This is a genomic window from Caproiciproducens sp. (genome assembly GCF_053840905.1).
This window is the reverse complement of the sequence record NZ_JBNLXQ010000010.1, coordinates 1-18,611: the sequence shown is the minus strand read 5'-3', so window position 1 is coordinate 18,611 and position 18,611 is coordinate 1. Positions and strand designations below refer to the sequence as shown.

At 57.1% G+C, this 18,611-nt stretch carries 16 protein-coding genes; 10 read left to right on the top strand and 6 right to left on the bottom strand.

Going from position 1 to position 18,611, the window contains the following annotated elements:
* Nucleotides 1–23 precede the first annotated feature (23 nt).
* The 4 genes from ACQGQ5_RS11155 to ACQGQ5_RS11140 form a co-directional block, all read right to left on the bottom strand.
* Nucleotides 24–1,628, bottom strand: a complete 1,605-nt coding sequence (locus ACQGQ5_RS11155) for a response regulator (RefSeq protein ID WP_455736573.1) — start codon at nucleotides 1,626–1,628, stop codon at nucleotides 24–26.
* A 145-nt stretch (nucleotides 1,629–1,773) separates the two neighbouring features.
* Nucleotides 1,774–2,814: a galactose/methyl galactoside ABC transporter permease MglC gene (gene mglC / locus ACQGQ5_RS11150; protein ID WP_455736662.1), complete on the bottom strand. Its 1,041-nt coding sequence runs from the start codon at nucleotides 2,812–2,814 to the stop codon at nucleotides 1,774–1,776.
* A gap of 209 nt (nucleotides 2,815–3,023) precedes the next feature.
* Nucleotides 3,024–4,523: a sugar ABC transporter ATP-binding protein gene (locus ACQGQ5_RS11145; RefSeq protein ID WP_455736572.1), complete on the bottom strand. Its 1,500-nt coding sequence runs from the start codon at nucleotides 4,521–4,523 to the stop codon at nucleotides 3,024–3,026.
* A gap of 113 nt (nucleotides 4,524–4,636) precedes the next feature.
* Nucleotides 4,637–5,722: a galactose ABC transporter substrate-binding protein gene (locus ACQGQ5_RS11140; protein ID WP_455736571.1), complete on the bottom strand. Its 1,086-nt coding sequence runs from the start codon at nucleotides 5,720–5,722 to the stop codon at nucleotides 4,637–4,639.
* A gap of 334 nt (nucleotides 5,723–6,056) precedes the next feature.
* On the opposite strand from ACQGQ5_RS11140, the gene ACQGQ5_RS11135 reads away from it, so the two are divergent.
* From ACQGQ5_RS11135 to ACQGQ5_RS11090, 10 genes are all read left to right on the top strand, one after another.
* Nucleotides 6,057–6,824, top strand: a complete 768-nt coding sequence (locus ACQGQ5_RS11135; protein WP_455736570.1) for a serine hydrolase — start codon at nucleotides 6,057–6,059, stop codon at nucleotides 6,822–6,824.
* 200 nt (nucleotides 6,825–7,024) lie between these two features.
* Nucleotides 7,025–8,119 carry a dipeptide epimerase gene (locus ACQGQ5_RS11130; RefSeq protein ID WP_455736569.1) on the top strand — a complete coding sequence of 365 codons (1,095 nt, stop codon included), beginning with the start codon at nucleotides 7,025–7,027 and terminating at the stop codon, nucleotides 8,117–8,119.
* 137 nt (nucleotides 8,120–8,256) lie between these two features.
* On the top strand, nucleotides 8,257–10,113 hold the full coding sequence (locus ACQGQ5_RS11125) for an ABC transporter substrate-binding protein (RefSeq protein WP_455736568.1): 1,857 nt from the start codon (nucleotides 8,257–8,259) through the stop codon (nucleotides 10,111–10,113).
* Between the two features lie 143 nt (nucleotides 10,114–10,256).
* On the top strand, nucleotides 10,257–11,198 hold the full coding sequence (locus ACQGQ5_RS11120; RefSeq protein WP_455736567.1) for an ABC transporter permease: 942 nt from the start codon (nucleotides 10,257–10,259) through the stop codon (nucleotides 11,196–11,198).
* On the top strand, nucleotides 11,198–12,193 hold the full coding sequence (locus ACQGQ5_RS11115) for an ABC transporter permease (RefSeq protein ID WP_455736566.1): 996 nt from the start codon (nucleotides 11,198–11,200) through the stop codon (nucleotides 12,191–12,193). Before ACQGQ5_RS11120 ends, ACQGQ5_RS11115 begins: the two co-directional genes overlap by 1 nt.
* 12 nt (nucleotides 12,194–12,205) lie before the next feature.
* Nucleotides 12,206–13,246, top strand: a complete 1,041-nt coding sequence (locus ACQGQ5_RS11110; protein ID WP_455736565.1) for an ABC transporter ATP-binding protein — start codon at nucleotides 12,206–12,208, stop codon at nucleotides 13,244–13,246.
* Nucleotides 13,239–14,177 carry an ATP-binding cassette domain-containing protein gene (locus ACQGQ5_RS11105; protein ID WP_455736564.1) on the top strand — a complete coding sequence of 313 codons (939 nt, stop codon included), beginning with the start codon at nucleotides 13,239–13,241 and terminating at the stop codon, nucleotides 14,175–14,177. The genes ACQGQ5_RS11110 and ACQGQ5_RS11105 overlap by 8 nt, the downstream gene beginning before the upstream one ends.
* A gap of 1 nt (nucleotide 14,178) precedes the next feature.
* Nucleotides 14,179–15,096 carry a S66 peptidase family protein gene (locus ACQGQ5_RS11100; protein ID WP_455736563.1) on the top strand — a complete coding sequence of 306 codons (918 nt, stop codon included), beginning with the start codon at nucleotides 14,179–14,181 and terminating at the stop codon, nucleotides 15,094–15,096.
* A gap of 1 nt (nucleotide 15,097) precedes the next feature.
* Complete coding sequence (locus ACQGQ5_RS11095; RefSeq protein ID WP_455736562.1) at nucleotides 15,098–15,898, top strand: serine hydrolase; 801 nt, start codon at nucleotides 15,098–15,100, stop codon at nucleotides 15,896–15,898.
* A 1-nt stretch (nucleotide 15,899) separates the two neighbouring features.
* Nucleotides 15,900–16,715, top strand: a complete 816-nt coding sequence (locus tag ACQGQ5_RS11090; protein ID WP_455736561.1) for an NlpC/P60 family protein — start codon at nucleotides 15,900–15,902, stop codon at nucleotides 16,713–16,715.
* 125 nt (nucleotides 16,716–16,840) lie between these two features.
* Here ACQGQ5_RS11090 and ACQGQ5_RS11085 read toward each other — a convergent pair whose 3' ends face one another.
* Nucleotides 16,841–18,091, bottom strand: coding sequence for a peptidoglycan-binding protein (locus ACQGQ5_RS11085; RefSeq protein WP_455736560.1), 1,251 nt, complete (start codon nucleotides 18,089–18,091; stop codon nucleotides 16,841–16,843).
* A 20-nt stretch (nucleotides 18,092–18,111) separates the two neighbouring features.
* On the bottom strand, nucleotides 18,112–18,611 hold a 500-nt coding region (locus tag ACQGQ5_RS11080), incomplete at its 5' end, for a DUF815 domain-containing protein (RefSeq protein WP_455736559.1).

The following is an 18,611-nucleotide window of genomic DNA, read 5'->3' as shown; positions in this document are numbered from 1 at the left end:
CGGCGCGGCATTTCGCCTAAGCTTCAGTTGCTTCTGTATTTTGATGGCGACACACCAAATTTCTTTTTAAAAACATAGCTGAAATAGTTCGGCTCGGTATAACCCACCTTGCCCGCAATGACATAAGTTTTGTCCCCGGTGGTATTCAGAAGATTGACCGCCTCCTGCAGGCGAACCTCCGTCAGATAAGCGACAAAGCTCATGCCGGTCTCCCGCTTAAAGACCGTCGAAAAGTAAGCGGGGCTGACGTGCAGAAACGAGCAAAGGTTTTCCACGGAAAGGTCGCTGCTCTGATAATGCCCCGCGATATACTGCTTCGCGTTCTGCGCAAGCAGCTTGGTGGAATCCACGCGCTCGCGCTTGATCAGCGTGCTGATTCTGATACAGGAATCCGTGCACCACTGCTTCATCTCAGCCGGCGAATGCAGGGAGGCGATGGTGTTGACGTAATTGAAATCCACGCCGAAAATTTCTTCCGTGCTCAGTTCGTACGCGTGCATGACCTTCAGCAGGGAGGTCATCATCTCCATGACATAGATCTGATACTGGCTGAGCGGAAGCAGCAGCGTTTCAAAGCGCGTGAAAAGCGCGTTGATCCGGTCGGCAATTTCCTGCTCGGAGCCCATCTTGATCGCGTTGGTGATTTCCCGCTCGTCGTGCTCGTCGAACCGGAGCCGGACGGAGGTTTCCGGCTCGACATCCGCAATATAAATGGCCTTTCCGGAACCCATGGCCGCGCTGTAGTCCAGCGCGTTCTGCGCTTCCCGGTAGGAATGGCGGATTTCCGTCAAAGCGGAGCACACCGTGCCCACCCCGGCCATGACCTTCGCGCCGAGCACCCGCTCGGCGGACTTGCACACCTGGTTCATTCCGTTGATCAGGGAATCGATGCCGCTTTCCGGCTTCAGCTCCGCAATAACCGCGACGCAGTCGGAGTAAAGGAAGCCCGTAAAGCCGCAGTAATTCCCCAGAATTTCATCCACGGTGCACTTCAGGGAGATCGGGATCAGCTCCTCCTCCCCGTGGAGGGCCGCGTCGGCCTTCGGCGCGGAGTCCGCCCGGACAAGCGCAACCGCCCACTGGTCTACCGCCGTCAGGTCGATCTGCAGAAGCGGCACCTGCGCGCGCAGCCGCTCCTCGGAAATCCGGCCCTCGATCAGGCCGACCAAAAACTGCTCCCGCATGACGGGGAGGCTGTCCATATAATTTCTGCGCAGCGTTTCCACGTCGCGCTTTTCCGCGAATTCCCGGTCAAGCTGCTGCTTCAGCTTTTTCAGCGTTTCCGTCAGCTCGTTGGAATTGATCGGTTTGAGGACGTATTCCGCCGCATTGATCTTGATCGCCTTCTGCGCGTATTCGAAATCATCGAACCCGGAAAAGATGATCAGCTTTGCCGACGGCAGGACCACCCGCAGGCGTTCCCCCAGCTCAAGCCCGTCCATAAACGGCATTTTAATGTCCGTCATGACGACGTCCGGGTGAAGATGCTCCGCTTTCTCCAAGGCCTCCAGCCCGTTTTCCGCGTCGCCGACAATGGTGTACCCCAGGCGGGCCCAATCTATCTTGCGAATAATGCCTTCTCGTATTTCTTCTTCGTCATCCACAAGAAGAACACGGTAAAGTGCCATAAAATTTTCACTCCAATCGGTACTGCAGCTGTGATAATTGTACCATTTTTTTTCCGGATGTGCAATCGATAACTGAGCGCGAACGGCCCGCGCAGTTCTGCACGGGCCGTTCGCGGGAATAGTATGAGACGTAAAAACGGAGAAATCATTTTTTTCTGTACTTGGAAAGATCGATCGCGACAGCAACGGCAATAATGATGCCCTTGATGATCTGCTGCCACATCGGGCTTACGTTGATGAACTGAAGGCCATACTGAATAACGGTAAAGATCAGAACGCCGGTTACAATCCCGCGGATCTTGCCGACACCGCCGTTGAGCGAAACGCCGCCGACCACACAGGCCGCGATGGCGTCCAGCTCATAGCCGTTGCCGTAGTTATTCGTAGCTCCCGCGGTTCTCGCCGCTTCCAGTACGCCGCCAACGCCGTAAAGGCCGCTGGCAAGAATAAAGATACACATGATGGTGGCAAACACGTTGACGCCCGAAACGATGGCCGCCTCGCGGTTGCCGCCGATGGCATAGACATTTTTGCCGAACACCGTTTTATTGAGTACAAACCAGATAATGACCGTGGTCAAAAGCGCGATCGGAATCAGCACGGAGAACCCGCCGAAAAAGGATTTGAACAGCTTTGTCTGGCCAAGCGCCGCAAAATCCGGACGGATGCCGCCGATCGGCTGGGAATTGTTCGGGGGCAAATCGAAGTACAGGGAACACGCGCCGTAAATGATAACCTGTACGGCCAGGGTCGCGATAAACGGGTGCATGTCGAACCGGGCGACCAGATAGCCGTTTAAAACGCCGAACAGCAGGCACGCCGCCACAGCCGCAACAATGGAAACAATCACCGGGAGCTGCGGAAGATTGGGGTAAAACCGGTTCGCGTAGGTTTCCGTCTGCATCATCGATGTGGAAATAACCGCCGCAAGCCCGACCATACGGCCTGCGGAAAGGTCGGTGCCTGCAATCAGCAGGGTAAAGCAGATGCCCAGGGCGATAATCAGCCTTGTGGACGACTGCGTCATGATATCGAGCAGAACCTTGATCTGCATGAAACGGGGCTCAATAAAGATGATGACGACCACCAGCGCCAGCAGCGCAAGAATAATCGCGTTGTTTGTCAGGAAGGTCTTTGCCGCTTTTCCCGAAAGCACGACCTCTCCCAGGCGCTCTGAGTTCAGCATCTGAAATCCCGCGTAAATACACAGGATGAATCCGATGCCGATCAGGATCAGAGGCATATCGTACATCTTCTTGTTATAGACCGCAAGCTTCAGGACGGCGCCTACAGCGGCCAGCACAAGGCCGACAGCTATGTAAATGACGGCAAATTTTTGCCGGGGAATGACTTTCTCTCCTTGCATCATACGCAACCTCACTTTCAATTTTAACACTACTGGACGAATTTTGTCGCCAGGCGCATAACCTCGATCTGATTGGCTTCGTCACGGTTCAGCATTCCTGAGACTCTGCCTTCGCACATGACCATAACCCTGTCAGACATGCCCAACAGCTCGGGCATTTCGGAAGAAATCATGATGATTGATTTTCCCTGCCGGATCAAATCCAGCATAATCGTATAGATTTCATATTTTGCGCCGACGTCGATCCCGCGGGTCGGTTCGTCCAGAATCAGGATATCCGGATGCGTGAGCAGCCAGCGCGCGATCAGAACCTTTTGCTGATTGCCGCCCGACAGGTTCTGCATCAGGGTTTCCAGCGTGGGGGTCTTGACGTTCAGCTGCTGGTTGGCTTCCTTCGCCGCTTTCTGCCGCCGGCCCTGCTGGAGCACACCGCTTTTCGCGTAGTCCTTCTGGCTGGCGATGACCGTATTGTCCAGAACGGAAAGGATTCCGAACACGCCCGTTGCGCGGCGTTCCTCCGTTAAAAGTGCGATTCCGTGTTTTTTCGCGTCCGCCACGGATTTTACTTTGAATCCCTGGCCGTCCTTTTCCACCGTACCGGATTCAATGGCTCTCAGCCCGAACAGCGCCTCCACCAGCTCGGTGCGCTGCGCGCCGACCAGCCCGCCGATCCCGAGGATCTCGCCCCTGTGCAGCTCAAAGCTGACATGCTGGAACGATTTGGGAAGAGGGGAGCACAGATCGCTGACCTTGAATACGACTTCGGAGCCCGGGGTATGGGTCCTGGGGGGAAAGCGGTTTGTCATATCCCGGCCGACCATCCGGCTGATAATCAGGTCGGTGGTCAGCTCGCTGGCGGGCCAGGTGCCGACACCCTGTCCGTCACGCATAATGGTGACCTCGTCCGCAATTTTCAGGATTTCCTCCATCTTATGCGATATGTAGATGATGGCGCAGCCCTTGGCCTTCAGCTGACGTATAATTTTAAAAAGATGTTCCGTTTCATTATCCGTCAAGGATGATGTCGGTTCATCCATGATAATTATCTTCGAATTGTAGCTGACAGCTTTCGCAATCTCAACCAGCTGCAGGTTGGAAGCGGAAAGGCTGCCGGCGAGTACCTCCGGATTGACGTCCAGGTCAATCTCCTTAAAAAGATCCCTGGTTTTGCGGATCATGGCCCTGCGGTCAACCGCAATTCCTCTCATCGGGAAACGCCCCAGCCAGATGTTTTCCATAACCGGCCTGAAACGAATGGGGTGCAGCTCCTGGTGAATCATGGACACGCCCAGATCGAGCGCCTGCTTTGAGCTTGTAATATTTTCCTTTTTCCCGTCCAAAACGATCTCTCCGTCGTCTTCCTGGTAGATTCCGAAAAGGCATTTCATCAGGGTGGATTTCCCGGCACCGTTTTCGCCCATCAGCGCGTGCACACTGCCCGGCCGCACGTTCAGGCTGACGTTGTCCAGCGCCTTTACACCGGGAAACACTTTGGTAATGTTCTTCATCTCCAACACATATTCGCCCATACACCATTCCTCCTTTTTGCTAAAATCAACGGGGAACGCAAAGCGTCCGCTTCGTCATTCCCCGTTGAACAGTAACCCCTGAAACTACTAATTCAGCCGAGAATTAGTTGAAATTATTTCTGGAAATCTTTGTAGTTCTCAGCCGTTACCTTAACATAAGGAATCCATACATATTTGCCGTCCGTCACTTCGTAGCCGGCTGTATCTTTCGTGATCTCTTTGCCCTGAGCCGCCGCGACTGCGATGTTCACGGTCGCTTTGCCCTGGTTTTCGCCGTCGTTCAGCACGGTGCCAAGCAGCGAGCCGTCCGCCATTGCTTCCAGCGCGGGGGCGGTGGCGTCAACACCGACGACCGGGATGTACTTGGATTTGTCGCCCTTGTTGTAGCCCTGTGCTTTCAAAGCTTCGATTGCGCCGAGAGCCATGTCGTCGTTGTTGGCGAGAACGGCTTCGATCTTGTCAAGGCCCTGGGAGGAAATGAAGGTGTTCATCAGATCGGTCGCTTTTACTTTATCCCACATTGCGGTATCGGCAGCCAGTTTTACCGGCTCGAAGCCCGCGTCTTTAATCGCCTGTACGGAATACTGTGTGCGCAGCGTGGCGTCCTGATGGCCCGGCTCGCCCTGCAGCATCACATACTGGACTTTGCCGTCGCCGTTCTTGTCGGCGTCTTTATTCGCCTTGAAGTAATCGGCGATCAGTTCGCCGGACATTGTGCCGGACTGCTCCGCCTTTGCGCCTACGTACCAAACCTTGTCGTAGCTCTTCATGACGTCCGCTTCCGGCTCACGATTCAGGAACACGATCGGAAGGCTTGCCGCCTTTGCTTTTTCTACCAGCGGGGCGGCCGCGGTGCGGTCAACCGGGTTGACGGCGAGCGCCGTAACGCCCTTGGTGATAAAGGTATCGACCTGCTCGTTCTGGGTCGGCTGTTTGTTCTGGGAATCCACGATGTCGAGCTTCGCACCCAACGAATCTGACTGAGCAGTCATGTTGTTGCGGACGCCCGTCATGAAGGTATCGTCGAATTTGTAAATGCAGACGCCGACGTTCACATCGGACGCATCCGCTTTGCTTTCCGCCGCGCTCTCCGCTGCTTTGCTCTCCGCCGCTTTGCTTTCCGCCGGTGCATTTGCGCAGCCTGCTGCTGCTGAGGCCATCATCAATGTGGCCAGAATCAATGCAACAATTTTCTTCATTGAAAAATCCCCTACTTTCTTTTTGATTGTTCTGTTCGCAAAGTCTTTCTTGTGCTATTGCACAAATTTCAAGACGTTTGCATCGTTCTATTGGATAGTATAACTGCCGTAACCGAAAAAATCCATATGATTTTCTTTTCTCTTCTATTAAATTTCTTCACAGGTTTCGCTAAACCGCAGGCGATTCCCTGAAATATATTGGTTATTTTTTATACAATCCGGAAGGCTCTCCTTTCCGCGGCCCAAGCATACCTCCCGACGAAATTTTTGTTGTGCCGGGCGGAGAAAACAGCTATAATAGGGAGGAAAAAATACGGGTTGGGAAGCGGAAAACATGAACGGACAGATCCTTGAAATTCTGAACGAGATCCCGGGCAAAACCGGATTCTATTATAAAAATCTGACGACCGGCGTGGAATGGGAGGTTCGCTCCGAAGAGCCGATGATCGCCGCGAGCGTCATCAAAATCCCCGTGCTGGCGGAGGTCTTCGCGCGGCTGGAAGCCGGCGCGGCCGACAAAAACGAGCTTTACCGGATTCGGGAGGAAGACAAGCTGCCCTCCTGCGGCGCGCTGAACTACATGCACACCGGCCTGGAAGTGACGCTGGAGGACCTATATACCTTAATGATCATTCTGAGCGACAACACCGCCGCCAACCTGCTGATCAAAAAATTCGGCATGGAAAACATCAACCGGCGCATGCGGGCCCTCGGCCTGAACGTCACCACCGTCAACCGCCTGCTCTTTGACGCACAGGCATCCGCGGCGGGCCGGGAAAACATCATCTGCGCAAAGGAAATCGGCCTTTTGCTCGAGAAGATGTTCCGCGGGGAGCTGATTTCGCCGAAGGCTTCTCAGAAAATGATTTCCCTGTTGACGAACCAGCGCTTAAATGGGAAAATGCCGTTTCATTTCAAGGGAAAAGTCAAAATCGCGCACAAGACCGGCGAGGACGGTGGCATTACCCACGACGTCGGAATCGTGTTCGCGCCCCAGCCCTTTGTGGCGTGCTTCTGCTCGAACGAAACGGACGTTCCGCTCTTTGAAAGGGCGATTCAGGACATCACCAAGCTGCTGTACGACCTGCAGCCGGGATGCTGATTTTTCAGGCCGGAAACGGGTTTTCGGGCGGATTTGATAACAAAGCTGTAATGAATTTCCTCCCGTTGCAGGCGTCATTTTCCCCCTTTCTTACCTTTACAAAAATGCCCTACAGTGATATAATTACCGATGTATGAATTTTCATAATTGAAAAATTGCATTATTCAGAATAAATATGGAATGCCGGAGGAGGCCCTTTCTTGAAAATAAAGGAAATAGAGATCGGCGAGATTTTTATCCCGCTGGCAACTCCCTTCAAAACCGCTCTTCGCACAGTGGAAAACGTGGAGGACATCGTCGTCAGGATCACCGCCGATACCGGGGAAGTCGGCTACGGCGAAGCGCCGCCGACCGCGGTGATTACCGGCGACACGAAGGGCTCCGTCGTCTGCGCCGTCCGCGATTTTATCCGCCCGGCCCTTCTGGGCATGGAAATCGAAAACATGGACGGAATCATGGAGAAGCTGCACTCCTGCATCCAGAAGAACACCAGCGCCAAGGCCTGTGTGGACATGGCGCTTTACGACCTGTACGGAAAGCGCTACAAAGCGCCGCTCTACCGGCTTCTGGGCGGGTACCGCAAAGAGCTGGAGACCGATCTGACCATCAGCGTCAACCCGGTCGGCGAGATGGTGCGGGACAGCGTAGCCGCGGTGAAGCGCGGCTACCGCATTTTAAAGACGAAGGTCGGCAAGGAAGGCGTAAAGGATATTGAGCGCATCGCCACCATCCGCGAAGCGGTGGGCAAAGACGTGAAAATCCGCGTGGACGCGAACCAGGGCTGGACCGCCAAGGAAGCCGTCCGCATCCTGACCGCGATGGAGGACCGCGGGCTGGACATCGAGCTGTGCGAGCAGCCGGTGAAGGCGCACGACCTCAACGGAATGCGCGCCGTGACGCAGGCTGTTTCCACCCCCATTCTGGCGGACGAAAGCGTGTTTTCCGCCGAGGACGCGGTGGAAATCATCCGCACGGGCGCGGCGGACCTGATCAATATCAAGCTGATGAAAACCGGGGGCATTTACGGCGCTCTGAAAATCTGCGCGATCGCGGAGACCTACGGCGTGGAGTGCATGATCGGCTGCATGCTGGAAAGCAAGCTGGCTGTCAGCGCGGCGGCGCACCTTGCCGCGGCGAAGGGCATTATCACCCGCGCCGACCTGGACGGACCGTCCCTGTGCAAGACCGACCCGTTTGAAGGCGGCCCGGATTTTCTGGAAAACCGGATCGTCATGAACGACCTTCCCGGTATTGGGATTCAGTCTGTTCCCGCATTCAAAGAGGACGGTAAATAAGGCACCTGCCGTCCTTTTATCATAAACAGGCAGCCTGCGGCAATTCCATTTCCGTTTGCGGGAGAAACGCAAACCTGTTGCGGAATCAGCCGGAAACGCTGCAGGGTCTATCATTCAGAGAGAAAAGAGGATAAACGATGAAAAAGCTGTTATCAATGCTGCTGTGCGCGGCCATGCTGCTCGGCACGCTGGCGGGATGCGGCCAGAAAACCGGGGGCTCGTCCGAAAACTACCGCAAGCTTTATTCCGAAGAATTCACGACCATGAATTACCTGATTTCCGGCAGCCAGACCGAACAGGCGGTCGCGGCCAACTGTGTGGACGGCCTGATCGAGTACGACAAATACGGCGTCGTACAGCCCGGCCTTGCGGAAACATGGGAAACCAGCGATGACCAGCTCACCTGGACCTTCCACCTGCGCAAGGGCGTGAAATGGGTGGACAGCACCGGCAAGGAGGTCGCCGACGTGAAGGCGCAGGACTTCGTGGACGCCGCCCAGTATCTTCTGACGGACGCCTACAAATCGGAAACCGCGAACATGTTCTACAGCGTGGTCAAAAACGCGGAGGACTACTATAATAAGAAAATCACGGACTTTTCACAGGTCGGCGTCAGGGCGGCCGACGACAGCACGCTGGTTTACACGCTGAAAAAGCCGACCCCGTATTTCCTTTCCATGCTTGTTTACGTCTGCTTTTTGCCGGCGAACGGCGATTTTCTGAAGGAAAAGGGCGCCAATTTCGGGATCGACAACACCAGCCTTCTGTACAACGGCGCTTATCTTCTGACCACCTATGAGCCACAGGTCTCCCATGTCTTTACCAAGAACGACAAATACTGGGATAAAGACAAGGTCTACATCGGCACCATTACCGAAACCTATAACAAGGAAAAGAACACCCTCGCGCCGGAGATGTATAAGCGCGGAGAAATCGATCAGGCGTATATTTCCTCCGATATTCTCGACCAGTGGATGAAGGACGACGCCACCAAAGATCTGGTCAGCCCGAGCCGCAGCCAGTGCTACTCCTACTTCTACGCCTTCAACTTCGACCCGAAGTTCGACGCGCAGTACGAGCCGGACAACTGGACCAAGGCCGTCAACAACGAGGATTTCCGCAAATCCGTCTTCTACGGCCTTGACCGCATCAAGGCACTTGCCGTCGCGGAGCCGTACCACCCGGATAAACAGCTTCTGAACACGGTCACCCCGCCCGCGCTGGTCGATCTGGACGGTACGGACTACACCAATATCGGCGACCTGAAAGCGATCACCGCCCGCGATTCCTTCCAGGCGGACGAAGCCAAAAAGTACGCCGAAAAGGCAAAGGCGGAGCTGAAGGCCGCGGGCGCGACCCTGCCGGTCAAGATTCTGATGCCGTACAATCCGACCACCGCCAACTGGGATAAGGAGTGCCAGGTGGTCGAGCAGCAGTTGGAAAACCTGCTCGGCAAGGATTACATCGACATCATCCCGGAGGCCGGCCCGTCGACCGGGTTCCTTTCCGCCACGCGCCGCGCGGGCAAATACGCGCTGATGAAGGTCAACTTCGGCCCCGACTACGCCGACCCGCAGACCTTTACCGACCCGTTCCAGCCGAACGACGCGAACGGCGAGGGCGGCGGAAGCTACAACCGGCCTGAAAAGGCGCAGGGTTACACCGACGCCGACGGCAATAAGACCTACACCAACCTGTATAACGCCGCGATTTCGGAATCCGCCGATCTTGAGAAGCGCTACAACGCGTTCGCCAAGGCGGAAGCCTTCCTCATCAACAACGCGTTCGTCATCCCCTACGGCCTGAACACCGACGGATACCAGGTCACCAGGAGGAACGAATTCGACTACCAGTACGCTCCGTTCGGCGTTTCCATCCTTCGCTACAAGGGACAGCATCTGCTCCAGAAGCCCATGAGCATGGATGAATTCTACGCCGCGGAAAAGAAATGGGACGAAGAGCGCGCGGCCGCGCTTTCCAAAGCAAAGAAATAAGGGATTCCTAAAGGATAAACGGAAGAATAATGGCTCCGCCAAAGCGCGGCGGAGCCATTATTCCTATTTTTGATCGATAGGATATGAGAATGGGCATTCCGGGGAACGGCCATTCTCATATCCTGCCGCAAAGGAGCATCGCCATGTTAAAATACACAGCCAGACGGCTGGCACAGTCCCTGATCACCCTGTTTATCATCATCACCATCGTGTTTTCCCTGATGAGGCTGATGCCGGTCGAGGGCTACTTCCAGAATTTCGACAAGCTGGATAAAAACCAGATTCACACCGCCCTGCAGAGCATGGGGCTTCTCGACCCTCTGCCGGTCCAGCTCAAGAACTTCTACATCCAGCTTTTCCACGGCAGCCTGGGCAATTCGCTGATCTACCGCCCCAACGTGCCGGTCATGGAGATCATTGCGTCGAAAGCGCCGGTTTCCATCTGCATGGGTCTCGCCTCCATGGCGATCGCCCTTTTGCTGGGCCTTCCGCTCGGCGCCGCCATGGCGCGCAGCAAAAGCGGCTTCTGGGAAAAATCCGGCACCGCGTTCATCGTATTCATCACCGCCGTACCCGCCGCCGTTTACTACCTTCTGGTACAGCTCTACTTTACCGATTGGTTCGGCCTGCCGATCCTGTTCAGCGCCGCGAACCCGGTCAGCTGGATCCTTCCGACCGTGTCGCTGTCGCTCGGCAACATCGCCTATTACGCCATGTGGCTCAGGCGGTACATGGTCGACGAGCTGAACAAGGATTACATACGGCTTGCGCGCGCGAAGGGCGTGGACAGCAGGTCCATTATGAAGAACCACGTGTTCCGCAACGCGTTCGTGCCGATGGTGCAGTATCTTCCCACCTCCCTGCTGTACACCGTCGCCGGTTCCATCTATATTGAGTCGCTGTATTCGGTCCCCGGCATGGGCGGCCTTCTGGTCAACGTCATCCAGCGCCAGGACAACAACATGGTGCAGGCGCTGGTGCTGATCTACTCCGCGGTGGGCATTGTGGGCCTGCTGCTCGGCGATATCCTGATGAACCTGATGGACCCGCGCATCAGCTTTGTGAAAAAGGGGGGCGCACGGTAATGGCTCTGCGACATAAAAAATCCGCCGCTGTGGAAACCAGCATCAACCGGTCCCTCAAAGAGATGAGCGACGACGAGCTGTTCACCTTCGCTGGCTTTGACGAGGCCGCCGCGGAGCGCTCCGGTTACTCGGACTACTCCTACTGGCGCTCCACCTTTCAGGTCTTTCTGAAAAACAGGGTCGCTCTGTCCCTGCTGATTTTAATAGGAGCCATCCTCCTGTTCACCTTTCTCCAGCCGATGATCCCCGGCCAGCGCTCCGCGACGGAAATTTTCAACGGCGCAGACGGGCTGCAGCTGAGAAACCTGCAGCCCGGCGGGAAATTCTGGTTCGGCACCAACTCCATCGGGCAGGATCTGTGGAGCCGCGTCTGGAGCGGCACGCGCACTTCGCTGCTGATCGGCTTCGCCGTCGCGCTCAGCGAGGCGGTGCTCGGCATCCTGATGGGCGTGCTCTGGGGCTACGTCCGCAAGCTTGACCGGTTATTCACCGAAATTTACAATGTGCTGGACAATATTCCCCAGACCGTCGTCCTGATCCTGTTCTCCTATATTATGCGGCCCAGCATCCCGACGCTGGTGTTCGCCATGTGCCTGACCGGGTGGCTGGACATGGCACGGTTTATCCGCAACCAGATCCTGATCATCCGCGACCGGGACTACAATCTGGCCTCCCGCTGTTTAGGCACGCCGACGCGCCGCATTATCCTGAAAAACCTGCTGCCGTACCTCGTCTCCGTCATTATGCTGCGCATGGCGCTGGCGATTCCCTCCGCCATCGGCAACGAGGTGTTCCTCACCTATATCGGGCTGGGGCTTCCGGTCAGCATCCCGTCGCTCGGCAACCTCATCAACGAGGGCCGCGTGCTGATGACCTCCCCCGCGCTGCGGTACCAGCTGTTTTTCCCCGCGATCGCGCTTTCCGTGGTCACGATTTCGTTTTATATCATCGGCAACGCGTTTGCGGACGCGTCCGACCCGAAAAACCACGTTTAAGGAGGCTGAAGAATGGAACAGGAAGTCATTCTTTCCGTAAAAGACCTGGAAGTAAAATTCAATCTTCGCGGGCGCATTCTTCACGCAATCCGCGGAATATCGCTCGATCTTTATAAAAGGGAAAGCCTTGCGATCGTCGGGGAATCCGGCTCCGGCAAGTCCGTTCTCGTCAAGACCTTTATGGGCCTTCTGGACGCGAACGGCACGATTACAAACGGGGAAATCCTTTATGACGGCAAGGATCTGAGCAAGCTGAAAACCGAAAAGGAATGGCTCGCGGTGCGCGGCAAAGAGATCGCTATGGTGCTGCAGGACCCGATGACCAGCCTGAACCCGCTCAAGACCATCGGCTACCAGGTCTGCGAGGCGGTCGAGCTGCATCAGGGGCTGAAAGGGGCCGAAGCGAAAGCGGCGGCGGTTTCCATTCTGGAGGACGTCGGCATTTCCGACGCCCAAAATCGGATGCACCAGTATCCCCATGAATTTTCCGGCGGCATGCGCCAGCGCGTGGTCATCGCCATCGCCGTCGCGTGCAAGCCGAAAATCCTGATCTGCGACGAGCCGACCACCGCGCTGGACGTGACCATTCAGGCGCAGATTCTGAAGCTGCTCAAGGATTTAAAGGATAAATATGATCTGACGACGATCTATATCACCCATGACCTGGGCGTGGTCGCCAACGTGGCCGACCGCATCGCGGTCATGTACGCGGGCGACATCGTGGAAATCGGAAAATGCGAGGAAGTGTTCTACAATCCCCGCCACCCGTACACCTGGGCGCTGCTCTCGTCCCTGCCGCAGCTCGGCGTCAAGGGCGAAAACCTGTACTCCATCAAGGGCGCCCCGCCGAACCTGTTCACGCACATCGAGGGCGACGCGTTCGCGCCGCGCAACCCGCGCGCGCTGAAAATCGACTTTGTCAAGCGTCCGCCGTATTTTGACGTAAGCCCCACCCACAAGGCGCGCACCTGGCTGCTGGACCCGCGGGCGCCCAGGGTGGACCCGCCGGAAATCGTCCGGAATCTGCACCGGGAGGTGACCGGCCATGCCTGAGAAAAAAACGCCGCTGCTGGAAGTAAAGGACCTGACCGTCACTTTCGGCACCAGAAAACAGAAATTTACCGCCGTGGACGGCGTGAGCTTTTCGATTCAGGAAGGAGAAACCTTCGGGCTGGTCGGGGAATCCGGTTCCGGAAAAACGACCATCGGCCGCTCGATCATCCGGATCAACCCCACCTCCGGCGGGGAAATCCTGTATAAAGGCAAAAAAATAAACGGCCCGATTTCACGGGAGCTCGACCGCGAGCTGACGCGCCGCATCCAGATGATTTTTCAGGACCCGATGGCGAGCCTGAACGAGCGCGCCAAGGTGGACTATATCGTCTCGGAGGGCCTTTACAACTGCGGAAGGCACCTGAGCGAAAAGGAGCGGCGGGAAGAGGTCGACCGCGCGCTGGCCGACGTGGGACTTTTGCCCGAATTCGCCAGCCGGTTCCCGCACGAATTTTCCGGCGGCCAGCGGCAGCGCATCGGCATTGCGCGCGCGCTGATCATGCAGCCGGATTTCATCATTGCCGACGAACCCATCAGCGCGCTGGACGTTTCCATCCGCGCGCAGGTGCTGAACCTGCTTGCCGAGCTGCAGAAAAAGCGCGGGCTGACCTATCTGTTTATCGCGCACGACCTTTCCGTCGTCCGCTTTATTTCCGACCGCGTCGCGGTCATCCGCAAGGGCGTGCTGGTGGAGCTGGCCGAAACGGAGCAGCTGTTCGCCCGCCCGCTGCACCCCTACACCCGCGCGCTGCTTTCCGCGATTCCGCTGCCCGACCCGTCCGCGGAAAAGAACAAGCAGCTTCTGGTGTACGACCCCGAAATGCACGATTACTCGGTCGACAAACCGATCTGGTGCGAAATTGAGCCCGGCCATTTTGTACTGGCGAACGAGCCGGAGCTGCAAGAGTACCGGAAACTATTGGAGGGATAACATGTTTACGCCGAAACCACTGTTCCCGGGCGCGCGTGTCGCGCTGATCGCCCCGGCCGGCCCGGTTCCCCCGGAGCGCTTCGGCCCGGCGGTCCGGGCGGTGGAAGAGCTTTCCTTAAAGCCCGTCATCTTTGAAAGCTGCCGCAGGGCGCACGGCTACCTCGCCGGGGACGACCTGCTTCGCGCCAACGACGTCAACGCGGCGTTCGCGGACGGGGAAATCGACGGCATCCTCTGCATCCGCGGCGGCTACGGCGCACAGCGCCTGATGAACCGGATCGACTGGAACAGCATCCGCAGGCATCCCAAATTCTTCTGCGGCTACAGCGACGTCACTTCGCTTCATATCGTTTTGAACCAGCAGTGCCGCATGGTCACCTACCACACCCCCATGCCCGCCACGGAATGGTACCGGGGCATGGACGAATACACGGCGGACAGCCTGAAAAAGGTGCTGTTCGGCGGAAAAACCGGCGAGCTGCGCAATCCGGACAATATGCCGGTCCAAACGCTGGTCGGCGGCTGCGCAAGGGGAATCCTGACCGGCGGCAACCTGTCGCTTGTGTCGTCGTCGCTCGGGACCTGCTATGAAATCAACACCAAAGATAAAATCCTGTTCCTTGAGGACGTGGACGAAGAGCCGTACCGGATAGACGGGATGCTGAACCACCTGAAAATGGCCGGGAAATTCCGCGACTGCGCCGGGATCCTTCTCGGCTCCTTTACCGGCTGCGCGGCGGAGGAACCGCAGAAATCGCTGACGCTGCGGCAGGTTTTTGAAGAACTGCTCGTGCCGGAGCACAAGCCCGCCCTGATGGATCTGGCCTGCGGGCACAGCCTTCCCAGCATGAGCCTGCCGCTGGGAAAGGAAATCGAAATGAATTCCATCTCCGGAAAAATCACGGTATTGGAGGGATGATATGAAACGGGATGAACTGCGTGATTATGCGGAAAACGAAATTCAGGACATCAACGCGAAGGTTTCGCTTCTGGTATACGATTTCGATCAGGACGAAACGCTGCTCTCCTTTCATGAGAAAGACCGGGTGGTCTCGGCCAGCACCATCAAAACGCCCATCCTCCTGACGGCGCTGGACATGGTACAGGGCGAAAAACTGTCCGTCGGGCAGATGCTCCGCCTGCCCGGGGAAGAGATTCTGAACGACACCGAAGTGTTCGACCGGGGCGTGCGGGAATACCCGCTGGAAGAGCTTCTCACCTGGATGATCATCAACAGCGACAACACCGCCACCAACGTGCTGATCGAATTCCTGGGCATGGACGCCGTAAACGCCTACTGCCGGAAGCTGGGGCTGAAAGCCACCGTTCTCGAGCGGAAAATGCTCGACTGGGAGGCAATCAGACAGGGCCGCAACAATTACACCAGCGCTCAGGACCAGCTGACCGTGTTTCAGAGCCTGCGCCGCGCTTCGATCCTGACGCCGGAGCTTTGCCGCCGCGCGCTGGGGATTCTGAAACGCCAGCGCGATTTCAGCATGGCGCTGCGGTACATTTCCGACCGGGACTTCTCCGCCGCGCACAAAACCGGCGGGCTGAATTATCTGAATCACGACACAGGCATCTTTTCCCTGCCCGGCCACGAATATTATTTCGGATGCTTTGTCACCGACTCCACGGACGATACGGATGACAACCCGCTGTCCAAAAAGCTGATCGGCAGGCTTTCCCGCAAAGTCTACGACTATTATAAAGAGGGATGACATGGAATACGCACTGATAAAAGAGGCGATTGCGCCGCTCATGGAGCTGCCGGACCGCAGCAGCGAGCTGACCGACGAGGCTCTCTGCGGCATGACGGTGGAAATTTTAGAACGGCGGGACGGATGGGCGCGCGTGCGCACGCACTACCGCTACGAGGGCTGGGCGATTGACGCGTCGCTTTGCTTTGGGGAAGGCTTTGTCCGGGACTGGGGCACCGCCCCTAAAAAAACGGTGCTACAGGCTTACGCCGACGTGCTCGACGAGCCGAAGGTGCAGGGGCATCCGGTGGGCTCAGTGACCCGCGGCGGCCTGCTGAGCCCCGTGGGACAGCCGGAGGACGGCTGGCAGCGCGTCCTCTTCTGCGACGGGCGGGAGGGCTTTACCTGGGGCGCGTTCCTTGGGGAACATCTCACGTCATGGGACAAGAAAGATGAGCCCGCTCTGCGGAAGGCGCTGGTAAACACCGCGCTCGGCTATTTCGGCACACAGTACCGCTGGGGCGGGAAAACGCCGCTCGGCATCGACTGCAGCGGCCTGTGTTCCATGGTGTATCTGATGAACGGGGTGCTGATCTGCCGTGACGCGCACATTCTGCCGGAATTCGCAATGCATAAAATCCCCTTCCATGAGATCAAAGAAGGCGACCTGCTGTTTTTCCCCGGGCACGTTGCCATGTACCTCGGCGACAGCCGGTACATCCACGCGACCGCGGGCAACAACTGCCACGGGGTCGTCGTCAACAGCCTTGACCCCAAGGCCCCGGATTACCGGGCCGACCTGCCCGGAAAGCTGCTCTGCGCGGGCAGCATCTTCTGAAAAAATAGCCGCCCCGCTGTGTTGTGCAGCGGGGCGGTTTTCCGTATCGCAGAAGAAACGTCCTGTTCGTGAATAAAGGCCCTGTAGCATTCATATAGAATGTACAAGGCCTTTTGTGTTTTTCCTCAATCCTTACGCGGAACCGGGTTTGCCGAATACAGCAGCTTCAGCATCTCCGGGTCGGCAACGCCGGTGACCACGAGCCCGTTCAGCAGCTGGAAATCCTTCACGCTCTGTTCGGTGCCCTCCGCGAATTCGCCGGTCGGGGTCACAAACATATAGCCGAGCTCTTTCAGCCGGTTCTGCATCTTCAGGACCTCGTCGTTCTTATCGCCTTTTTTCAGCGTAAGATTGGTATTTCCCGCCGCCGTGGAAGAAGCGGAGGAAGAGGAACTGCTCTGATTGCCCTTAGAAGGCTGTGACGTCGTGCCGGAGGAAGACGGGCTGGACGAAACGGACGGCGCGTTGGAAGCCTCCGTACCTTCGAGAAGCTCCGGATAAACGGTTCCGGCCATGAAGCTGACCGCCTCGATCATCCCCCTGCCCTGCAGGAGCATCCGGTTCGGGTCCATCTCGTAAACCCGGCCCTCCCTGACCGCGCCGAGCTTTTTGTACTCCTCGGACGCCGCCAGCTTTGCCTTTAAGCCGGTCGGGCAGAATATGTATTTCGGATCCGCCAGCAGCAGGGCGCCGGCGGAAAGCTGATTTCCCGTACCGTCGGAAGCGGCGTTGACCAGCCCCGCGGATTCAATCAGCTTGCCCTCCAGAGTGTCGCCGGTAACGGCCCCGCCCTGTGTATCGTAAAGATACGCGACGGTGGTCGGCGTGTCGCTGGAGGGGATAATGCGGCTGATATCGTCAATGGTAAGGAAAATCCCCTGAGAAACTTTCCTGCCCTTTTCATAACCGGTTTTCGCGCCCTTCATGGCCGCGCCGACCTGGGAATAAAGCCTGTCCAGATCCTCCCTGCCGATCGCTTTCGCGACGGTGAGCACCGCGATTCCTTCTTTGTTCAGCGCGGACAGCTGTTCGTCGGTGGGCTTGGCGTCGGTAAATACCATCTGCGCCCCGAGGTCCTTGATTTTCTGCGCGTCGTCCAAAGTCACGTCCGGCAAAACGGAAAGGTCGCTCTGGGTACACTGCGCGCTCTTCGCCTTCAGCTGGGCTTCGTACCCGATCGCGAGAATCACGTCGGCAATGTTCGGAGAAAGCACCGCGACCCCCGCCGGTTCCTCACTGATGGTGACGTTCCCGATGGTTACCGGGAAATCCTTGGTCCCGGCGCCGGAAGAGATATCGTTTTTCGGCCCGCAGGCCGAAAGGACCCCCGCGGCAATGGCGATACACAGAAATACCGCCGTTATTTTTTTCAGCATGGTATGCTCCTTTCCGTCTCTTATGAAATCTTCTGTCCGCGCCTGATACGCGCTTCCGCGTCGTCGATATACTGCCTGGCGCAGCGCGGGGAACGCCCGCCGCGCGCGGTGGCCCAGCGCTCCGCCCCTTTTTCCAGCTCGCTCATGTGCGCTTCCAGCCGCCGCTGTCTTGCCAGCAGCCGGATAATCTCCAGATAGCGCTCCCTGTCCGGCAGGGTAAAGCTGATGGAAAGTCCGAAGCGGTCCGCCAGCGAAAGGCTTTCCTGCATAGTGTCGCCGCGGTGGACTTCGTCGCCCTCCCGGTCGGAAAAGGTCTCCCGCACCAGATGGCGGCGGTTGGAGGTGGCGTAGATCAGCGTGTTTTCCGGCCTTGCCGCCAGACCGCCCTCCAGCACCGCCTTCAGCGCGGCATAAGTATCGTTCTGCTTCGAAAAAGAGAGATCGTCGATAAAAATAATGAATTTCATCGGGATCGCGGCGATCTGATCGACCAGAAGCGGAAAATCCATCAGGGATTCCT

What these genes read in the sequence shown, in the direction of transcription:
- ACQGQ5_RS11135 (WP_455736570.1), top strand. Translation starts at nt 6,057, where the DNA reads ATGAACGGACAGATCCTTGAAATTCTGAACGAGATCCCGGGCAAAACC.
- ACQGQ5_RS11155 (WP_455736573.1), bottom strand. Translation starts at nt 1,628, where the DNA reads ATGGCACTTTACCGTGTTCTTCTTGTGGATGACGAAGAAGAAATACGA.
- ACQGQ5_RS11120 (WP_455736567.1), top strand. Translation starts at nt 10,257, where the DNA reads ATGTTAAAATACACAGCCAGACGGCTGGCACAGTCCCTGATCACCCTG.
- ACQGQ5_RS11110 (WP_455736565.1), top strand. Translation starts at nt 12,206, where the DNA reads ATGGAACAGGAAGTCATTCTTTCCGTAAAAGACCTGGAAGTAAAATTC.
- ACQGQ5_RS11125 (WP_455736568.1), top strand. Translation starts at nt 8,257, where the DNA reads ATGAAAAAGCTGTTATCAATGCTGCTGTGCGCGGCCATGCTGCTCGGC.
- ACQGQ5_RS11140 (WP_455736571.1), bottom strand. Translation starts at nt 5,722, where the DNA reads ATGAAGAAAATTGTTGCATTGATTCTGGCCACATTGATGATGGCCTCA.
- ACQGQ5_RS11145 (WP_455736572.1), bottom strand. Translation starts at nt 4,523, where the DNA reads ATGGGCGAATATGTGTTGGAGATGAAGAACATTACCAAAGTGTTTCCC.
- ACQGQ5_RS11090 (WP_455736561.1), top strand. Translation starts at nt 15,900, where the DNA reads ATGGAATACGCACTGATAAAAGAGGCGATTGCGCCGCTCATGGAGCTG.
- mglC (WP_455736662.1), bottom strand. Translation starts at nt 2,814, where the DNA reads ATGCTGAACTCAGAGCGCCTGGGAGAGGTCGTGCTTTCGGGAAAAGCG.
- ACQGQ5_RS11105 (WP_455736564.1), top strand. Translation starts at nt 13,239, where the DNA reads ATGCCTGAGAAAAAAACGCCGCTGCTGGAAGTAAAGGACCTGACCGTC.
- ACQGQ5_RS11100 (WP_455736563.1), top strand. Translation starts at nt 14,179, where the DNA reads ATGTTTACGCCGAAACCACTGTTCCCGGGCGCGCGTGTCGCGCTGATC.
- ACQGQ5_RS11095 (WP_455736562.1), top strand. Translation starts at nt 15,098, where the DNA reads ATGAAACGGGATGAACTGCGTGATTATGCGGAAAACGAAATTCAGGAC.
- ACQGQ5_RS11115 (WP_455736566.1), top strand. Translation starts at nt 11,198, where the DNA reads ATGGCTCTGCGACATAAAAAATCCGCCGCTGTGGAAACCAGCATCAAC.
- ACQGQ5_RS11085 (WP_455736560.1), bottom strand. Translation starts at nt 18,091, where the DNA reads ATGCTGAAAAAAATAACGGCGGTATTTCTGTGTATCGCCATTGCCGCG.